This is a genomic window from Marinobacterium ramblicola, assembly GCF_019084545.1.
Taxonomy (GTDB): domain Bacteria; phylum Pseudomonadota; class Gammaproteobacteria; order Pseudomonadales; family Balneatricaceae; genus Marinobacterium_D; species Marinobacterium_D ramblicola.
The window spans coordinates 110898-125685 of sequence record NZ_JAHREP010000006.1; the positions used below are offsets into that span (position 1 = coordinate 110898).

Genomic DNA, 14788 nt, shown 5'->3' on the forward strand with positions numbered 1-14788 from the left:
ATCACCCGAGCGTCTGCAGGTCAGCGGGCAACAGCTCCACCGGCAGGTTCTGATAGCAGACCGGGCGCAGGAAACGGCGGATCGCCATGCTGCCCACCGAGGTGGCGCCGAAGTTGGTGGAGGCGGGATAAGGGCCACCATGCACCATCGCGTCGCACACCTCGACCCCGGTGGGGAAGCCGTTGGCCAGCACCCGCCCCGCCTTACGCTCCAGTATCGGCATCAGTCGCCGCGCTTGGGGGATGTCCTGTGCATCCAGTTGCAGCGTGCAGGTCAACTGTCCCTCGAGCGCGCCGGCCACCTGCAGCATTTCGTCCAGGTCGGCCACCTTGACCACCAGCCCCAGCGGGCCGAACACCTCTTCGCTCAGGGTGGCGTCACGCAACCAGGCCGCCCCGGTGGTGACAAACAGATAGGGGGTAGCGTCACGGTTGTCGCAGGGGCTACCCACTCGCTGCTGTACATTGGCCGAGTCCTGCAGATGACCGACACCTTCGCGATAGGCCTGGGCGATGCCATCGGTCAGCATGGTCTGGGCGCCGACCTCGGCCAAGGCTCCGGTTGCCGCCTCGATAAAGGCGTCGGCCTCATCGCTGTCGATCAGGACCGCCACCCCCGGATTGGTACAGAACTGTCCCGCCCCCATGGTCAGCGAAGCGGCCCAACCCTGGGCAAGTTCGCCACCGCGCCGAACCAATGCCGTCGGCATCAGGAACATCGGGTTGACCGAGCCCAGCTCGCCGAAGAACGGGATCGGTTCCGGACGCTGTGTACAGAGGTCGAACAGGGCGCGACCGCCGGTCAGGCCACCGGTAAAACCGACCGCCTTCACCAAGGGATGCTGCACCAGCGCCTGGCCCGCATCGCGGTTACCGCTCTGGATGAAGGAGAACACGCCAGGATGAAGTTCAAGCGCGCGGCGAGCGGCATCGATCGCCTGCGCCACCAACTCACCGGTACCGGCGTGGGCGGCATGACCCTTGACGATCACCGGGCACCCGGCGGCCAGCGCCGAGGCGGTGTCGCCACCGGCCACGGAGAACGCCAACGGGAAGTTGGAGGCGCCGAACACCGCCACCGGCCCCACCGGGCGTTGCATCAGGCGCAGGTCGGGACGCGGCAGCGGTTGCCGCTCCGGCAGTGCGGCGTCGTGCTGCCGATCCAGGTAGTCACCGGCCTCGATATGGCGGGCAAACATCCGCAGTTGACCGACGGTGCGACCCCGCTCGCCGATCAGTCGCGCCTGCGGCAGACCGGTCTCCTGACAACCGATCTCGGTGATCGCATCGCCGCGAGCGTCGATCTCGTCGGCGATCCGATCCAGAAACGCGGCCCGTTGCGCCCGAGTTGTATAACTGAAGGTGGCAAAGGCGGCTTCGGCTGCCCGTGCCGCCTGCTCCACCTCCGCCGGCGTGCCCACGGCGAAGCTGCGTACCGGCCCGGAAGCCGGTATCAGATCGAATGTCTCGCTACCGCCCAACCAGTGACCGGCGATCAGATGTTGGCCTGTCAACATTGTCTTACTCCTGCAATCGTGAAATTCAGTGGCTGTCCCGCGGCACCGGTGCCCCCCGGCAGCCGCGCAGGAAGTCGAAGTCGGCCCCGGTGTCGGCGCCCTGTACATGATCGAAAAAAAGTTTGGCGTAGCCGCTTTCCGGCGCCTTGACCGGCGACTGCCAATCCGCCAGCCGGGCCGCGAGCTCTTCGTCGGAGATATCCAGATGCAGGCGGCGGTTGGCCACGTCCAGTTCGATGAAGTCACCGTTGCGCACCACCGCCAACGGTCCACCGGCGGCGGCCTCCGGCGTGGTGTGCAGCACCACGGTGCCATAGGCAGTGCCGGACATGCGGGCATCGGAGATACGCACCATGTCGGTGATCCCCTTGCGCAGCACCTTCGGCGGCAACCCCATGTTGCCCACCTCGGCCATGCCGGGGTACCCCTTGGGCCCGCAGTTTTTCATCACCAGGATGCAGGTTTCGTCCACATCCAGCGCTTCGTCGTTGATCCGCGCCTTGTAGTCGTCGATATCCTCGAACACCACAGCGCGGCCGCGATGCTGCAGCAGTTCAGGCGTTGCCGCGGAAGGTTTAAGCACCGCGCCACCCGGCGCCAGATTGCCCCGCAGCACCACGATGCCTCCGCTGGCGGTCAGCGCCTTGTCCACCGGGCGGATCACATCCTCGTTCCAGTTGCGCACCTCCTTCACCTCGTCCCAGATCGCGCCGCCGGAGACGGTCAGCGCCTGCTTGTGCAGCCGACCTCCCTCGCCCAGCATCTTGATCACCACCGGCAGGCCACCGGCGTAGAAGAACTCCTCCATCAGGTACTTGCCGGAGGGCATCAGGTTGACGATGGTGGGGATCTCGCGGCCGAGGCGATCCCAGTCGTCCAGCGTCAGGTCGACGCCGACTCGCCCGGCGATCGCCAGCAGGTGGATCACCGCGTTGGTAGATCCGCCGATGGCACCGTTGACGCGGATCGCGTTCTCAAATGCCTCGCGGGTGAGGATATCGGAGGGCTTGAGATCATCCTTGACCATCTGCACGATCCGCCGCCCCGACAGGTGCGCCATCACACGACGGCGGCTGTCCACCGCCGGGATGGCGGCGTTGCCGGAGAGCGCCATGCCCAGCGCCTCGGCCATACTGGCCATGGTGCTGGCGGTGCCCATGGTGTTGCAGCTGCCGGGCGAGCGCGACATCGCCTGTTCCGCTTCGAGGAAGTCCTCGGTGCTCATCTTGCCCGCCTTGATATCCTCCGACATCTGCCAGAGCGCGGTGCCGGAGCCGACCCGCTCGCCGCGGAACCAGCCGTTGAGCATCGGCCCGCCGGAGACGACGATGGCGGGGATATTGGTGCTGCAGGCGCCCATCAGCAGCGCCGGGGTGGTCTTGTCGCAACCGGCCAGCAGAACCACGCCATCCAGCGGGTTGGCGCGCAGCGCCTCCTCCACATCCATCGCCGCCATATTGCGATACATCATGGCGGTGGGACGCAGCGAACTCTCACCCGCTGAAAAAACCGGGAACTCCAGCGGCAGGCCACCGGCCTCGTAGATACCGTGGGCCACCCGTTCCGCCAGATCGCGCAGGTGCGCGTTGCACGGTGTCAGTTGCGACCAGGTGTTGCAGATACCGATCACCGGCCGACCGTCGAACAGGTCCGCCGGCAGCCCCTGGTTCTTCATCCAGCTGCGGTGGTAGATATGGTCGCGGCTGGTGCCGCCGAACCACTCCTGCGACCGCAGTTTGCGCGGCCATTTCGCGGGTGTGAACTCGCTCATACCCAGCCTCCATCGACAATGAAATTCTGCGCCGTGCACATGGCCGAAGCGTCGGATGCCAGGAACAGTGCCATCTGCGCGATATGCTCCGGCAACAGCGGTCCCTGCAGGCACTGGCTGCGCTTGATCAGTTCGCGGGCCTTGTCGTCGACCCAGAGCTTGAGTTGCTTATCGGTCATCACCCAGCCCGGCACCAGGGTATTGACGCGGATGGCGTCACCGCCGAGATCCCGCGCCAGACCGCGGGTCATGCCGTGCACCGCGGCCTTGCTCGCGGCATAGACCGGGTAGCCGGGCGCCGCCATCATCCAGCCCACCGAACCGAAGTTGACGATCGAGCCCCGCCCGGCCTTGCGCATCATCGGCACCACCGCCTGGGCGGCGAACATCTGGTGCTTTAGGTTGACGCCGATCAGTTCATCGAAACGCTCGTAGCTGATCTCCTCCAGCGCGTGACGTACATCGTTGGCAGCGTTGTTGATCAGCACGGTAATAGGCCCCTGGCGATCGGCGATCTCGTGAATGGTGCTCTGATAGCCGCTCAGTTCGGTGATATCGCAGGGACGGAACAGTGTTTGATATCCATCGGCATTGAGCCTGGCCTCGAGCGCCCGACCCGCCTCGCTATCGATATCGACGAAGGCGGTACGCGCGCCCTGACGGGCAAAGCTCTCGACCAGCGACTGGCCGATACCGGTGGCACCGCCGGAGATCAGCACCGAGCGCCCCTCCAGATCGGGATAGATCGCCTTGAGTTCGGCAGCTCTGTTGCTCATAACGGCGTTACCTCCAGGTTGTATGCGTTGTCCCGCGCCACCGGGTTGCGCAGCGCAAGACCCAGTTGCGGGGCGTCGATCTCGAGGATGTCGCCCTGTTCGACCCGCACCCCGTCAGCGAACGACAGCGTGGCGGTGCCGAACATATGCACGTGCAGATCGCCGGGCTCGCGGAACAGCGCGTATTTGAAGTGGTGATACTCCAGGTTGGTGATGGTGTGGGACATGTTCTCCTCGCCGGAGAGGAACGGCTTCTGCCAGATCACCTCGCCGCTGCGCAGAATGCGCGAGCTACCCCTGATATCGCACGGCAGTTCGCCGACCAGCAGCTCCGGCCCGAACGACGCCGGGCGCAGCTTGGAGTGGGCCAGATAGAGGTAGTTGATCCGCTCGGTGACGTGATCGGAGAACTCGTTGGCAAGCGCAAAGCCGAGACGGAACGGCGTGCCCTCGGCGCCAATCAGGTAGACACCGGCGATCTCCGGCTCCTCGCTGCCATCCAGCGCAAACTCGGGCGACACCAGCGCATCACCCGGCGGCACGGCGGCAACGCCGGTGCCCTTGTAGAACCACTCCGGCTGTACGCCGCGCTCGCCGGGGCCGGGCTTGCCGCCCTCGAGCCCCATGCGGAACATCTTCATCGAGTCGGTCAGCCCCTCCATGTCGCCGGCGCTGTGCATCGCATCGCGGGCGGAGGCGGAGCCGAGGTGGGTCAGGCCGGTACCGGTCAGAAACATATGCGCGGGGTCCGGATGACGCACCGGGCAGTCCAGCCGTGCGTCAGCGGCCAGCGCCGGCAGATCCACCGTCTCGCCGAAGCCCAGCCGCGCCACGGTATCGGCCAGACTCAGGCCTTGACCTATCGCCCGCAGCGCCAGTTCATAGCTGCTGCTCACACCACGAACCATCCGTGCCTGCTCGCCTTCGCGCCAGATGACACCACCGCTCTTGAGCTGGGAAAGATACATGACTACGCCCCCTTCAGCGTTGCTTGGTCTTGTTGTAGACATCGAAGATCACGGCGGCGAGCAGCACCAGGCCCTTGATCACCTGCTGCCAGTCGATGCCGATACCGAGGATCGACATGCCGTTGTTCATCACCCCCATGATCAGGGCGCCGACCACGGCACCTATCACCTTGCCGACACCGCCGGACATGGACGCACCGCCGATGAACACCGCTGCGATCACGTCGAGCTCGAACGCGAAACCCGCCTTCGGCGTCGCCGTGTTCAGGCGCGCGGCGAAGATCAACCCGGCCAGTGCCGCCAGCATCCCCATGTTGGCGAAGGTCAGGAAGGTCAGTCGTTCGGTGTTGATGCCGGAGAGCTTGGCCGCCTTCTCGTTGCCGCCGAGCGCATAGATACGGCGGCCGATGGTGCTCTTGTTGGTCAGGAAGGTGTAGACCGCGATCAGCACCGCCATGGTGATCAACACATTGGGCAGGCCGCGGTAGGTCGACAGCAGGTAGGCGATATAGATGATCGCGCCCGCCACCAGAGCGTTCTTGACGACAAAGAAGGCAAAGGGTTCGTCGTCGATACCGAAGCGTAGCGAGCGGGCGCGGGAGCGAGCCGCCAGCAGCACGATGGCACTGGCCGCGAGCACGCCGAGCAGGGTGGCGGTGATGTTGGGGCGCTCGTCGCTGAACAAGTCGGGCACGAAGCCGGTGCTCAGCAACTGGAAACCGTCCGGGAAGGGTCCGACCGACTGTCCCTCCAGCAGCGCCAGGGTCAGGCCGCGGAACACCAGCATCCCGGCCAGAGTGACGATGAACGAGGGTATCTTCCAGTAGGCCACCCAGTAGCCTTGAGCGGCGCCGATCAACAGGCCGCAGATCAGGCACAGCGGCACCACCAGCCACGGCGACATATGCCAGTTCACCATCATCACCGCCGCCAGCGCGCCGATAAAGCCCACCACCGAGCCCACCGACAGATCGATATGCCCGGCAACGATCACCAGCAGCATGCCGATCGCCATGATGATGATGTAGCTGTTCTGCAGGAACAGGTTGGTCAGGTTGACCGGCCGCATCAGCGTGCCGTCGGTCAGCACCTGGAACAGCAGCATGATCACGACCAGAGCCGCCAGCATGCCGTACTCGCGCAGATGGCCGGACAGGTAGGATTTGATCGACGGCCCGGTCGGCTGCTCGTCGGTCTGGGCTTCGATGGAGGTTTTCGCTTGTTGCATTGTTATTGTCTCCGCGCATAACTAATCGCCGCTCCTGCGCATCCATGCGCCCGCGGCATACCGTACATCCTGTACATAATTCAGGCGTTGACGATCATCGCCATGATCTTCTCCTGGCTGGCTTCGTGGCCAGCCAACTCCCCGGCAAAGGTGCCTTCGTTCATCACATAGATACGGTCGCACATGCCGAGCAGTTCGGGCATCTCGGAGGAGATCATGATCACCCCCTTGCCCTCGTCGGCGAGTCGATTGATGATGCTGTAGATCTCGAACTTGGCGCCGACATCGATCCCCCGCGTCGGCTCGTCCAGAATCAGCACTTCGGGTTGGGCGTAGAGCCACTTGCTCAGTACCACCTTCTGCTGGTTGCCGCCCGAGAGGTTCACCACCTTCTGGAACACGCTTGGCGTGCGTATGTTGAGTGCCTGGCGATACTCCTCGGCCACCCGCCGCTCCTGGGTATCGTCGATGACGCCGTGCTCCGATATGCCGCCAAGATTAGCCAGGGTGGTGTTTCTGAGAATCGTCTCGTCCAGGATCAGGCCCAGCTCCTTGCGATCCTCGGTGACGTAGGCGATGCCGCTGTCGACTGACTTTTTCACCGTCGACAGATCGACCTCCCGCCCCCGCAGCCGCACGGTGCCGGATATATTGCGGCCGTAGCTGCGCCCGAACAGGCTCATCGCCAGTTCGGTGCGGCCCGAGCCCATCAGCCCGGCGATCCCCACCACCTCGCCGGCGGCCACTTTCAGGCTGATATTGCGTATCACCTGGCGCTCGGACGACTCCGGATGCCAGACGTTCCAGTCCGACACCTCGAGCAGGGTTTCCCCTATGTTCGGCGTGCGTTGCGGATATCGGTGCGCCATGTCACGGCCCACCATGTCGCGTATGATGTCGGCCTCGCTGATCGCCTGAGTATGGCAATCCAGCGTGGAGACCGAGGTGCCGTCACGGATCACCGTGATACTGTCGGCAACCCGGCTGACCTCATTCAGTTTGTGCGAGATCAGGATCGACGAGATCCCCTGCGCCTTGAACTCCAGCAGCAGATCAAGCAGCTTGGCACTGTCGTTCTCCTGCAGCGCCGCGGTCGGCTCGTCGAGGATCAGCAACTTCACCTCCTTCGACAGCGCCTTGGCGATCTCGACCAGTTGCTGTTTGCCAACGCCGAGCTTCTCGATCAACGTTGAGGGGTGTTCGCTCAACCCTACCCTCTTCAGCAACTCGCCGGTGCGCGAGTAGGTGGCGGGCCAGTCGACCACCCCCTTCTCCGCCATTTCGTTGCCAAGAAAGATGTTCTCGGCGATCGACAGCAGCGGCACCAGCGCCAGCTCCTGATGGATGATGATGATCCCCTCCCGCTCGCTGTCGACGATGCCGCCGAACGCCATCGGCCGATCCTCGAAGCGGATCTCGCCGTCGTAACTGCCGTGGGGATAAACTCCGCTGAGCACCTTCATCAGCGTCGACTTGCCGGCACCGTTTTCGCCGCACAGGGCGTGAATCTCGCCTCGCCTCACCTTGAGGCTCACATTGTCCAACGCCTTCACGCCTGGGAAGGTCTTGGTGATGCCGCGCATCTCCAGAATGGTATCGTGCATGGAATTCGTCCGCTTGGCCGCTCCAGCGCCTCCATGCGCTCGCGGCATACCGTACATCCTGTACATGGATGGCCCGCCCAGGCGGGCCCGCTACTGGATCGGTTACTGAGTGTTCTTGACCTGTTTCAGCGTGTAGTAGCCGCTGTCGACCACCACCGACTGCCAGTTGGAGGAATCCACCGGGACCGGCTCAAGCAGGTAGGAGGGCACCACCTTGACGCCGTTGTCGTAGGTGGAGGTGTCGTTGATCTCCGGCTCGGAGCCCTTCAGCAGCGCTTCGACCATGCCGACCGCAACACCGGCCAGTTCACGGGTATCCTTGAATACGGTGGAGTACTGCTCACCGGCGAGGATCGATTTCACGGAGGGCAGTTCGGCGTCCTGACCGGTGACGATCGGCATCGGCATATCGGAAGAGCCGTAACCGACCCCTTTCAGCGACGAGAGGATACCGATGGAGAGCCCGTCATACGGAGAGAGCACGCCCTGAATACGCTTGTCGGTGTAGTGCGCAGAGAGCAGGTTATCCATGCGCGCCTGGGCGAGTGCACCGTCCCAGCGCAGAGTACCGACCTTGTCCATGCCCATCTGACCGGAGACGATATTGATATCGCCGGAATCGATCAGCGGCTGCAGCACCGACATGGCACCGTTGTAGAAGAAATAGGCGTTGTTATCGTCCGGCGAGCCGCCGAACAGTTCGACATTGTAGGGCGGCTGGAAGCGGGACTTCAGACCGTTGACCAGAGAGGTCGCCTGCTGCACGCCAACCTTGAAGTTATCAAAGGTGGCGTAGTAGTCGACATACTTGCTGTCGCGGATCAGGCGGTCATAGGCGATCACCTTGATGCCGGCGGCGTTGGCGTTCTCCAGCGCGTTGGACAGCGTTGTGCCGTCGATCGCGGCGATCACCAGCACATCGACTCCCTTCACGATCATGTTCTCGACCTGCGCCAGCTGGGTCGGGATATCATCCTCAGCGTACTGCAGATCGGTCTTGTATCCGGCCTTCTCGAACTGCTCGACCATGGAGTGGCCGTCCGAGATCCAACGTGAGGAGGAGTTGGTCGGCATCGCGATACCGACATAACCGCTCGCGGCAGAAACGGCTGCGCTCGCGGTCAGAAAGGTGGAGCCCAACGCCAGTGTGGCGACAATCTTTTTGATGCTCTTCATCGGTTTCTCCCTGTCGCGGTATCGCCACCGACCGGGCCATCCGAGCCGGCGTGCGGATTCCGCTGTTATTTTTATTCAGAAACTGAACCGGCCTTGAGTGCAGGGTCTCAAGGATCGAAACCAGAATGCGCCCGAAGAGCATAGCGATCAAATGAAAACTGAGATATTCGACATATCAAAAATGGTATACCAATGGGAGTGGCGCGCCTCTCGTTGTGTGAAGCGCCGTCGCAGAGCGGTGACATGGCGTCTCATTGGAGGGAAGTACATTGTCGCGTGAATTGCATTGTTATGCCGACCGGACCAAAATATACCAATTATTGGTACTAGTGAGGTGGCATCATGCAGAAGAACACCAGCATCACTCTGGGCCAACACTTTGATGCATTCATTGCAGAACAGCTCAAAAGTGGCCGATACAGCTCAACCAGTGAGGTCGTTCGTGCAGCATTACGTCTGCTTGAAGAGTCTGAAACCCGCCTGACAACACTTCGCAAACAGCTCAAGGAAGGCGAGGAAAGTGGTTTCGAAGACTACTCCTATGACTCGTTCATTCGTGAACTGGATAACGAAGGGCGCTGATGCCAAATTTCAAGCTTTCCAGGAAGGCCAAAGCTGACCTCAAATCCACTGCACGATACACGGAGCGTGAATGGGGTCGAAATAAACGAAACCACTACATTTTTCAGTTCGACCACTGCTTTCACCTTCTGGGTGAAAATCCGAGCATTGGGCAATGCTGCGATGAGATTAGCCCGGACTACCGACTGTACCCTCAGGGAAGCCACATCATTTTTTATCGGCAATCCGACGAGGGCGTCGTTGAAATCATCCGTATCCTGCATAAACGCATGCTGCCTGAGGGGCACCTGCTTTAGGGCATAACGCCGAGCCCAAGAATTCGCTTAAACCAGACTCAGCTCTTCGATATCTTTTCCGCCTCCCCTATGTCTAATAGCATACGGCGGGTGACTCGCTTCGTCTCCGACCTCATGCCGGCCTGGATACTTCATCAAACATCCGGGCCGGCATGAAGCAGATTGCATCAGCTCAAGCAGTCTGAACCTCAGCACGCATCCCCGAAAACGACCGCGTGATCACCCGCTGCAGCACAATGAAACCGAACAGCAGCGCCCCGATCATGATCTTGGTCCACCAGCTGTTCAGCGAGCCGTCGAACGCGATCAGGATCTGGATCACGCCCATGATCATGCCGCCGAAGAAGGTGCCGGCGATAAAGCCCATGCCGCCGGTCAGCAGCGTGCCGCCGATCACCACCGCCGCTATCGCATCCAACTCCACGCCGGTGGCCGCCAGCGGATAGGCCGAGGCGGTGTAGAAGGCAAACACCACGCCGGCCAGCGCACTGAAGAAGCCGGACAGCGCATAAACACGGATCAGCGTATATTCCACCGGGATGCCGAGCAGCTGTGCCGAGTGACGGTCGCCGCCGATGGCGTAGACGTTGCGACCGAAGCGGGTGTAGTGAGCAATCAGGATGCCGACCATTACCGTCGCCAGCATCAGCAGCGCCGAGGCGCTCAGCCAGCCGCGTCCCGGCAGCGGCAGCTTGAAGTCACCGACGGCACTGACGAACGGATGATCGATCGGCACCGAGTCCAGGTTGATGACGAAGCAGATGCCGCGCAGGAAGAACATGCCAGCCAGGGTGACGATAAAGGGCTGGATATCGAACTTCGCCACGATCAGCCCCATGAAGGCGCCGAAGGCGGTGCCGATCGCCAGCGCGACTGCAACCGCCGCCAGCGGATGAAAGCCGAAGCCGGTGACCAGCTCCGCGATCAGTACGCCGACAAAGGCGATCATCGAGCCCACCGACAGGTCGATACCGCCGGAGAGGATGACGAAGGTCATCCCCACCGCGGTGATGATCAGAAAGGCGTTATCCGTCAGCAGGTTGCCGAGCACATAGCTATCGCTGAAGGCGCGGTGCTCGTAAATGCCGTAGCCATACAGCAGCGCCAGGACCGATACGGTGGCGAGAATGGGATAGAAACGCTCGTTAATCTTCATGCTGCCTCCTGCGCAGTACCGCTGCCATTGACCGCCGGAACCCGGGCGCCTGCATCAGCAGCACCAGCAGCACCACGCCTGCCTTGACCACCAGTGTGTACTGGCTCGGCAGGCCGGATAGCAGGATCCCCGTGGTCAGCGACTGGATGATCAGTACGCCGATCACCGTCGCCCCGAGATAGAAGCGCCCGCCCATCAGCGCCGCGCCGCCGAGCACCACCGCCAGGATCGCGTCGAGTTCGAGCCATAGCCCGGCGTTGTTGGCATCCGCGCCGCGGATATCGGCGGCGATGATGATGCCCGCCACGGCCGAACATACGCCGGAGATGACATAGGCCAGCAGAGTGATGCCGCGGGAGTCGATCCCGGCCAGACGACTGGCACGGGCGTTGCCGCCGACCGCTTCGACGAACAACCCCAGCGCGGTCTTGCGCATCGTCAGCCAGAGCAGCAGTATCACCGCCGCAGCGATCAACACCCGCCAGGGGATGCCGAGCAGATAGCCGCTGCCGATCGCCTCGAAGAACTCGCCGTGGAAGGTGACGATCTGGCCGCCGGTGATCATCTGTGCGATGCCGCGACCGGCCACCATCAGGATCAGCGTGGAGATGATCGGCTGAATCTCCAGATAGGCCACCAGCACGCCGTTCCACAGCCCGCACAGCACACCGCTGCCGACCGCGGCCAGGATGATCAGCCAGGGCGGCAGATCGGTCTCGCTGATCAGTACCGCCATGACGGCGCCGGAGATCGCGATCACCGAGCCTACCGACAGGTCGATACCGCGCGTGCCGATCACGATCGCCATACCGACCGCCACCAGCGCCGCGGACGAACCGCGATGGATCACGTCGATCAGCGATCCGTAGAGATGGCCGTCGACGACACGAATGGAGAGAAAACCGGGCGACACCAGGCCCATGCAGATAATAATCAGCAGCAGTGCGCCGAGCGGCGCGAACCACTGCCGCTGCATCAGCGCCCTGGGCAGGCCGATACGGCGCTGAGCCGACGCCCCGGATTGCGTATGTAGGCTGGTCATTGCGCTATCGCCTCAATGATGTTGTTCTGGGTGATCTCGTCGCCGCTCAGCTCGGACACCTTCTCCCGATCGCGCATCACCGCCACCCGGTCGGCGAACGCCACGATCTCCTCCAGCTCCGACGAGGCGACCAGCAGCGCCAGCCCCTCGCTGCACAACGTCTTGATCAGTTGAATAATGTCGGCGTGGGCACCCACATCGATGCCGCGGGTGGGCTCGTCGAGCAGCAGGAATACCGGCTTCGACACCAGCCAACGCGCCAGCACCACCTTCTGCTGGTTACCGCCGCTCAGTTGGCCAACCGGCTTTTCGCTGTCCGGCGTGGCGATCCCCAGCGCGGCGATCATATCCTCGGCCAGCGCCTGCTGCTCGCCGCGCGGAATCGGTCGCAGCCAGCCGCGACGCCCCTGCAGCGCCAGCATGATGTTCTCGCGCACGCTTAGTTCGGCGACGATGCCATCCTGCTTGCGGTCCTCCGGACAGAGCCCGACCCCGGCCCGAATCGCATGCCGGGGCGAACGCAGCGAGACCGGCTCGCCATCGAGCAGCACCCGCCCGCTATCGGCCTTGTGCACGCCGAAGATCAACTCCGACAGCTCGGTCCGACCCGACCCCAACAGCCCGGCCAGCCCCAGGATCTCACCGCCGGAGAGGTCAAGCGAGACCGGGTTCAGCATCCGCTTCCTGCCCAATCCCTCGACCTGAATCCGGTGCGTCAGACCTCTATATTGCTCGCCATCGCGATGACGGTGGGCGCTGACCTCGGCCAGCTCCCGCCCCAGCATCTGGTTGATCAGATCGACCCGATCCAGCTCGGCGGTAACGAAGGTGCCGACCCGTCGGCCGTTACGCAGCACGGTGATGCGGTCAGTCACGGCATAGACCTGGTCAAGAAAATGGGTAACGAAGATGATGCCCAATCCCTTCGCCTTCAGCTCTCGCATGATGCGGAACAGCGTCTGGATCTCGTCGCTGTCCAGACTGGCGGTGGGTTCGTCGAGAATCAGCACTCGCGCGTCCAGCGACACGGCGCGGGCGATGGCAACCAGTTGTTGCACCGCAACCGAGTAGGCGCCCAACGCCCGATTGACATCGATATCGAGCCCCAACGTCTTCAGCGCCTCCCTCGCCTGCACGGCTGTTTGTTTCCAGGCGATCAGCCCGCCGCGGCGAACCTGTCGCTCCAGCATCAGGTTTTCCGCCACCGACAGGGTCGGAATCAGGTTCACCTCCTGAAACACGGTGGAGATGCCGAGCGACTGGGCCTCTCCGGGGTGCTCAGGCGCTATCACCCTGCCCTCGAGCAGCACCTCTCCCTCATCACGAGGGTGAACGCCGGTGATCACCTTGATCAGTGTGGACTTGCCGGCACCGTTCTCGCCCAGCAGCGCATGGATCTCACCGGGGGCGAGATCGAAATCGACACCCTGCAGCGCCTTCACGCCGGGGAAGGTCTTCCCCACGCCACGCACCGACAGCACGGGCTGCGTCATATCCGCCATCTGTTACCTCTATCTGCCGCCATGACCGGAGTGCGGCGGACACCCCCTTCAAAACGCCCGCCGCGCGGAATCGGAGACCCGCCTGAACGGGCCCCGACAGATCAGCTGCTGCGCTTCTTGTACTCCTCGGCAGCGGTATCCGGCAGATAGAGCGGACCGTTGGCCTTGATCCACTTCGGCACCTCGCCCCCACTCTTGGCGGTATTGATGGCATCGAACGCCGGTCCGCCCAGATGCGGATTCAGTTCGATGGTGGCGTTGGTGTCGCCCTCGGCCATCGCCTTGAAGATATCGGGCACGGCATCGATCGATACCACCAGAATATCCTCGCCCGGATTCAGACCCGCCTCCTTGATCGCCTGCACCGCGCCGAGCGCCATGTCATCGTTATGCGCGTAGACCGCACAGATACCCTTGCCGCCGTTCTCGGCCTTCAGGAAACTCTCCATCACCTCCTTGCCGCCGGAGCGGGTGAAGTTGCCCGACTGTGAACGGGTGATCTTCAGGCCGGGGAAGTTGCCGATGACACTCTCGAACCCCTCCTTGCGGTCGTTGGCGGCGGAGGAGCCGACTGTACCCTGCAGCTCCACCACATCGCAGACACCGTTGGTTTCCGCCGCCAGCCAGGCCGCGGCCAGTGCGCCCTCCTGCACGAAGTCGGACGCCACCTTGGTCAGATAGAGGGATTCATCGGCATCGACCCCGCGGTCGATCAGCACGACCGGGATCCCCGCTTTTTGCGCTTCCTTGAGTACCTGGTCCCAGCCGGTTTCCACTACCGGCGCCAGCAGGATGCCATCCACTCCTTGAGCGATGAACGAACGTACCGCCTTGATCTGGTTCTCCTGCTTCTGCTGTGCATCGGAGAACTTCAGATCGATGCCACGGCGTTCCGCTTCCGCCTTGATCGATGCGGTTTCGGAGGTGCGCCAGCCGCTCTCGGAGCCGATCTGGGAAAACCCGATCAACAACTCCGCCTGTGCCGAAGCCGACAGCCCCAGAGCGACGGCCATTGCCAGAGTGGAACAGACCCGTGTTTTAAGGTGCTTCATTGAGTAACTCATACACATCTCCTTGGTCACGGATTCGACACCAGCCTGTTACCGCCGGATATCAGCTCCGTTTTTATTTTTGTGTTTCAACCCAGAGAGCCGGATGGCCCACCAACAAA

13 protein-coding genes are annotated in these 14788 nt (G+C 62.8%); 2 read left to right on the forward strand and 11 right to left on the reverse strand.

What is annotated here, in order from left to right; all coding sequences use genetic code 11:
• Position 1: 1 nt before the first annotated feature.
• From KQ940_RS06215 to chvE, 7 genes are all read right to left on the reverse strand, one after another.
• The gene (locus KQ940_RS06215) at positions 2 to 1516 is read right to left on the reverse strand and encodes an aldehyde dehydrogenase (NADP(+)) (RefSeq protein ID WP_217412569.1); all 1515 of its coding nucleotides are present in this window, start codon (positions 1514 to 1516) and stop codon (positions 2 to 4) included.
• Between the two features lie 25 nt (positions 1517 to 1541).
• On the reverse strand, positions 1542 to 3287 hold the full coding sequence (araD, locus tag KQ940_RS06220; protein ID WP_217412570.1) for an L-arabinonate dehydratase: 1746 nt from the start codon (positions 3285 to 3287) through the stop codon (positions 1542 to 1544).
• Positions 3284 to 4063, reverse strand: coding sequence for an SDR family NAD(P)-dependent oxidoreductase (locus KQ940_RS06225; protein WP_217412571.1), 780 nt, complete (start codon positions 4061 to 4063; stop codon positions 3284 to 3286). The genes araD and KQ940_RS06225 overlap by 4 nt, the downstream gene beginning before the upstream one ends.
• A complete protein-coding gene (gene araD1, locus KQ940_RS06230) occupies positions 4060 to 5031 on the reverse strand; it encodes an AraD1 family protein (protein ID WP_217412572.1) in 972 nt (323 codons plus the stop codon). The genes KQ940_RS06225 and araD1 overlap by 4 nt, the downstream gene beginning before the upstream one ends.
• Positions 5032 to 5044: 13 nt before the next feature.
• A complete protein-coding gene (gene mmsB, locus KQ940_RS06235; RefSeq protein WP_217412573.1) occupies positions 5045 to 6259 on the reverse strand; it encodes a multiple monosaccharide ABC transporter permease in 1215 nt (404 codons plus the stop codon).
• 80 nt (positions 6260 to 6339) lie between these two features.
• Positions 6340 to 7863: a multiple monosaccharide ABC transporter ATP-binding protein gene (gene mmsA, locus KQ940_RS06240; protein WP_217412574.1), complete on the reverse strand. Its 1524-nt coding sequence runs from the start codon at positions 7861 to 7863 to the stop codon at positions 6340 to 6342.
• Between the two features lie 102 nt (positions 7864 to 7965).
• Positions 7966 to 9039, reverse strand: a complete 1074-nt coding sequence (gene chvE / locus KQ940_RS06245) for a multiple monosaccharide ABC transporter substrate-binding protein (protein ID WP_217412575.1) — start codon at positions 9037 to 9039, stop codon at positions 7966 to 7968.
• A 342-nt stretch (positions 9040 to 9381) separates the two neighbouring features.
• On the opposite strand from chvE, the gene KQ940_RS06250 reads away from it, so the two are divergent.
• Together KQ940_RS06250 and KQ940_RS23190 are read left to right on the forward strand one after the other, a co-directional pair.
• A complete protein-coding gene (locus tag KQ940_RS06250; protein WP_217412576.1) occupies positions 9382 to 9621 on the forward strand; it encodes a type II toxin-antitoxin system ParD family antitoxin in 240 nt (79 codons plus the stop codon).
• Positions 9621 to 9917 carry a type II toxin-antitoxin system RelE/ParE family toxin gene (locus KQ940_RS23190; protein ID WP_217412577.1) on the forward strand — a complete coding sequence of 99 codons (297 nt, stop codon included), beginning with the start codon at positions 9621 to 9623 and terminating at the stop codon, positions 9915 to 9917. Before KQ940_RS06250 ends, KQ940_RS23190 begins: the two co-directional genes overlap by 1 nt.
• A gap of 172 nt (positions 9918 to 10089) precedes the next feature.
• On the opposite strand, the gene yjfF is transcribed toward KQ940_RS23190, so the two are convergent.
• From yjfF to KQ940_RS06275, 4 genes are all read right to left on the reverse strand, one after another.
• Positions 10090 to 11073, reverse strand: coding sequence for a galactofuranose ABC transporter, permease protein YjfF (gene yjfF, locus KQ940_RS06260; protein ID WP_217412578.1), 984 nt, complete (start codon positions 11071 to 11073; stop codon positions 10090 to 10092).
• A complete protein-coding gene (locus tag KQ940_RS06265) occupies positions 11063 to 12115 on the reverse strand; it encodes an ABC transporter permease (RefSeq protein ID WP_246589786.1) in 1053 nt (350 codons plus the stop codon). Before KQ940_RS06265 ends, yjfF begins: the two co-directional genes overlap by 11 nt.
• Positions 12112 to 13617 carry a sugar ABC transporter ATP-binding protein gene (locus KQ940_RS06270; RefSeq protein WP_246589787.1) on the reverse strand — a complete coding sequence of 502 codons (1506 nt, stop codon included), beginning with the start codon at positions 13615 to 13617 and terminating at the stop codon, positions 12112 to 12114. The genes KQ940_RS06265 and KQ940_RS06270 overlap by 4 nt, the downstream gene beginning before the upstream one ends.
• Before the next feature lie 101 nt (positions 13618 to 13718).
• Positions 13719 to 14681, reverse strand: coding sequence for an ABC transporter substrate-binding protein (locus KQ940_RS06275; protein WP_246589788.1), 963 nt, complete (start codon positions 14679 to 14681; stop codon positions 13719 to 13721).
• Positions 14682 to 14788 lie beyond the last annotated feature (107 nt).

Excerpts from the sequence above, each read along its gene's own strand:
- araD (WP_217412570.1), bottom strand. The coding sequence starts at position 3,287 with ATGAGCGAGTTCACACCCGCGAAATGGCCGCGCAAACTGCGGTCGCAG.
- KQ940_RS06265 (WP_246589786.1), bottom strand. The coding sequence starts at position 12,115 with ATGACCAGCCTACATACGCAATCCGGGGCGTCGGCTCAGCGCCGTATC.
- KQ940_RS06215 (WP_217412569.1), bottom strand. The coding sequence starts at position 1,516 with ATGTTGACAGGCCAACATCTGATCGCCGGTCACTGGTTGGGCGGTAGC.
- mmsB (WP_217412573.1), bottom strand. The coding sequence starts at position 6,259 with ATGCAACAAGCGAAAACCTCCATCGAAGCCCAGACCGACGAGCAGCCG.
- yjfF (WP_217412578.1), bottom strand. The coding sequence starts at position 11,073 with ATGAAGATTAACGAGCGTTTCTATCCCATTCTCGCCACCGTATCGGTC.
- KQ940_RS06225 (WP_217412571.1), bottom strand. The coding sequence starts at position 4,063 with ATGAGCAACAGAGCTGCCGAACTCAAGGCGATCTATCCCGATCTGGAG.
- mmsA (WP_217412574.1), bottom strand. The coding sequence starts at position 7,863 with ATGCACGATACCATTCTGGAGATGCGCGGCATCACCAAGACCTTCCCA.
- chvE (WP_217412575.1), bottom strand. The coding sequence starts at position 9,039 with ATGAAGAGCATCAAAAAGATTGTCGCCACACTGGCGTTGGGCTCCACC.
- KQ940_RS06270 (WP_246589787.1), bottom strand. The coding sequence starts at position 13,617 with ATGGCGGATATGACGCAGCCCGTGCTGTCGGTGCGTGGCGTGGGGAAG.
- KQ940_RS23190 (WP_217412577.1), top strand. The coding sequence starts at position 9,621 with ATGCCAAATTTCAAGCTTTCCAGGAAGGCCAAAGCTGACCTCAAATCC.
- KQ940_RS06250 (WP_217412576.1), top strand. The coding sequence starts at position 9,382 with ATGCAGAAGAACACCAGCATCACTCTGGGCCAACACTTTGATGCATTC.
- araD1 (WP_217412572.1), bottom strand. The coding sequence starts at position 5,031 with ATGTATCTTTCCCAGCTCAAGAGCGGTGGTGTCATCTGGCGCGAAGGC.
- KQ940_RS06275 (WP_246589788.1), bottom strand. The coding sequence starts at position 14,681 with ATGAGTTACTCAATGAAGCACCTTAAAACACGGGTCTGTTCCACTCTG.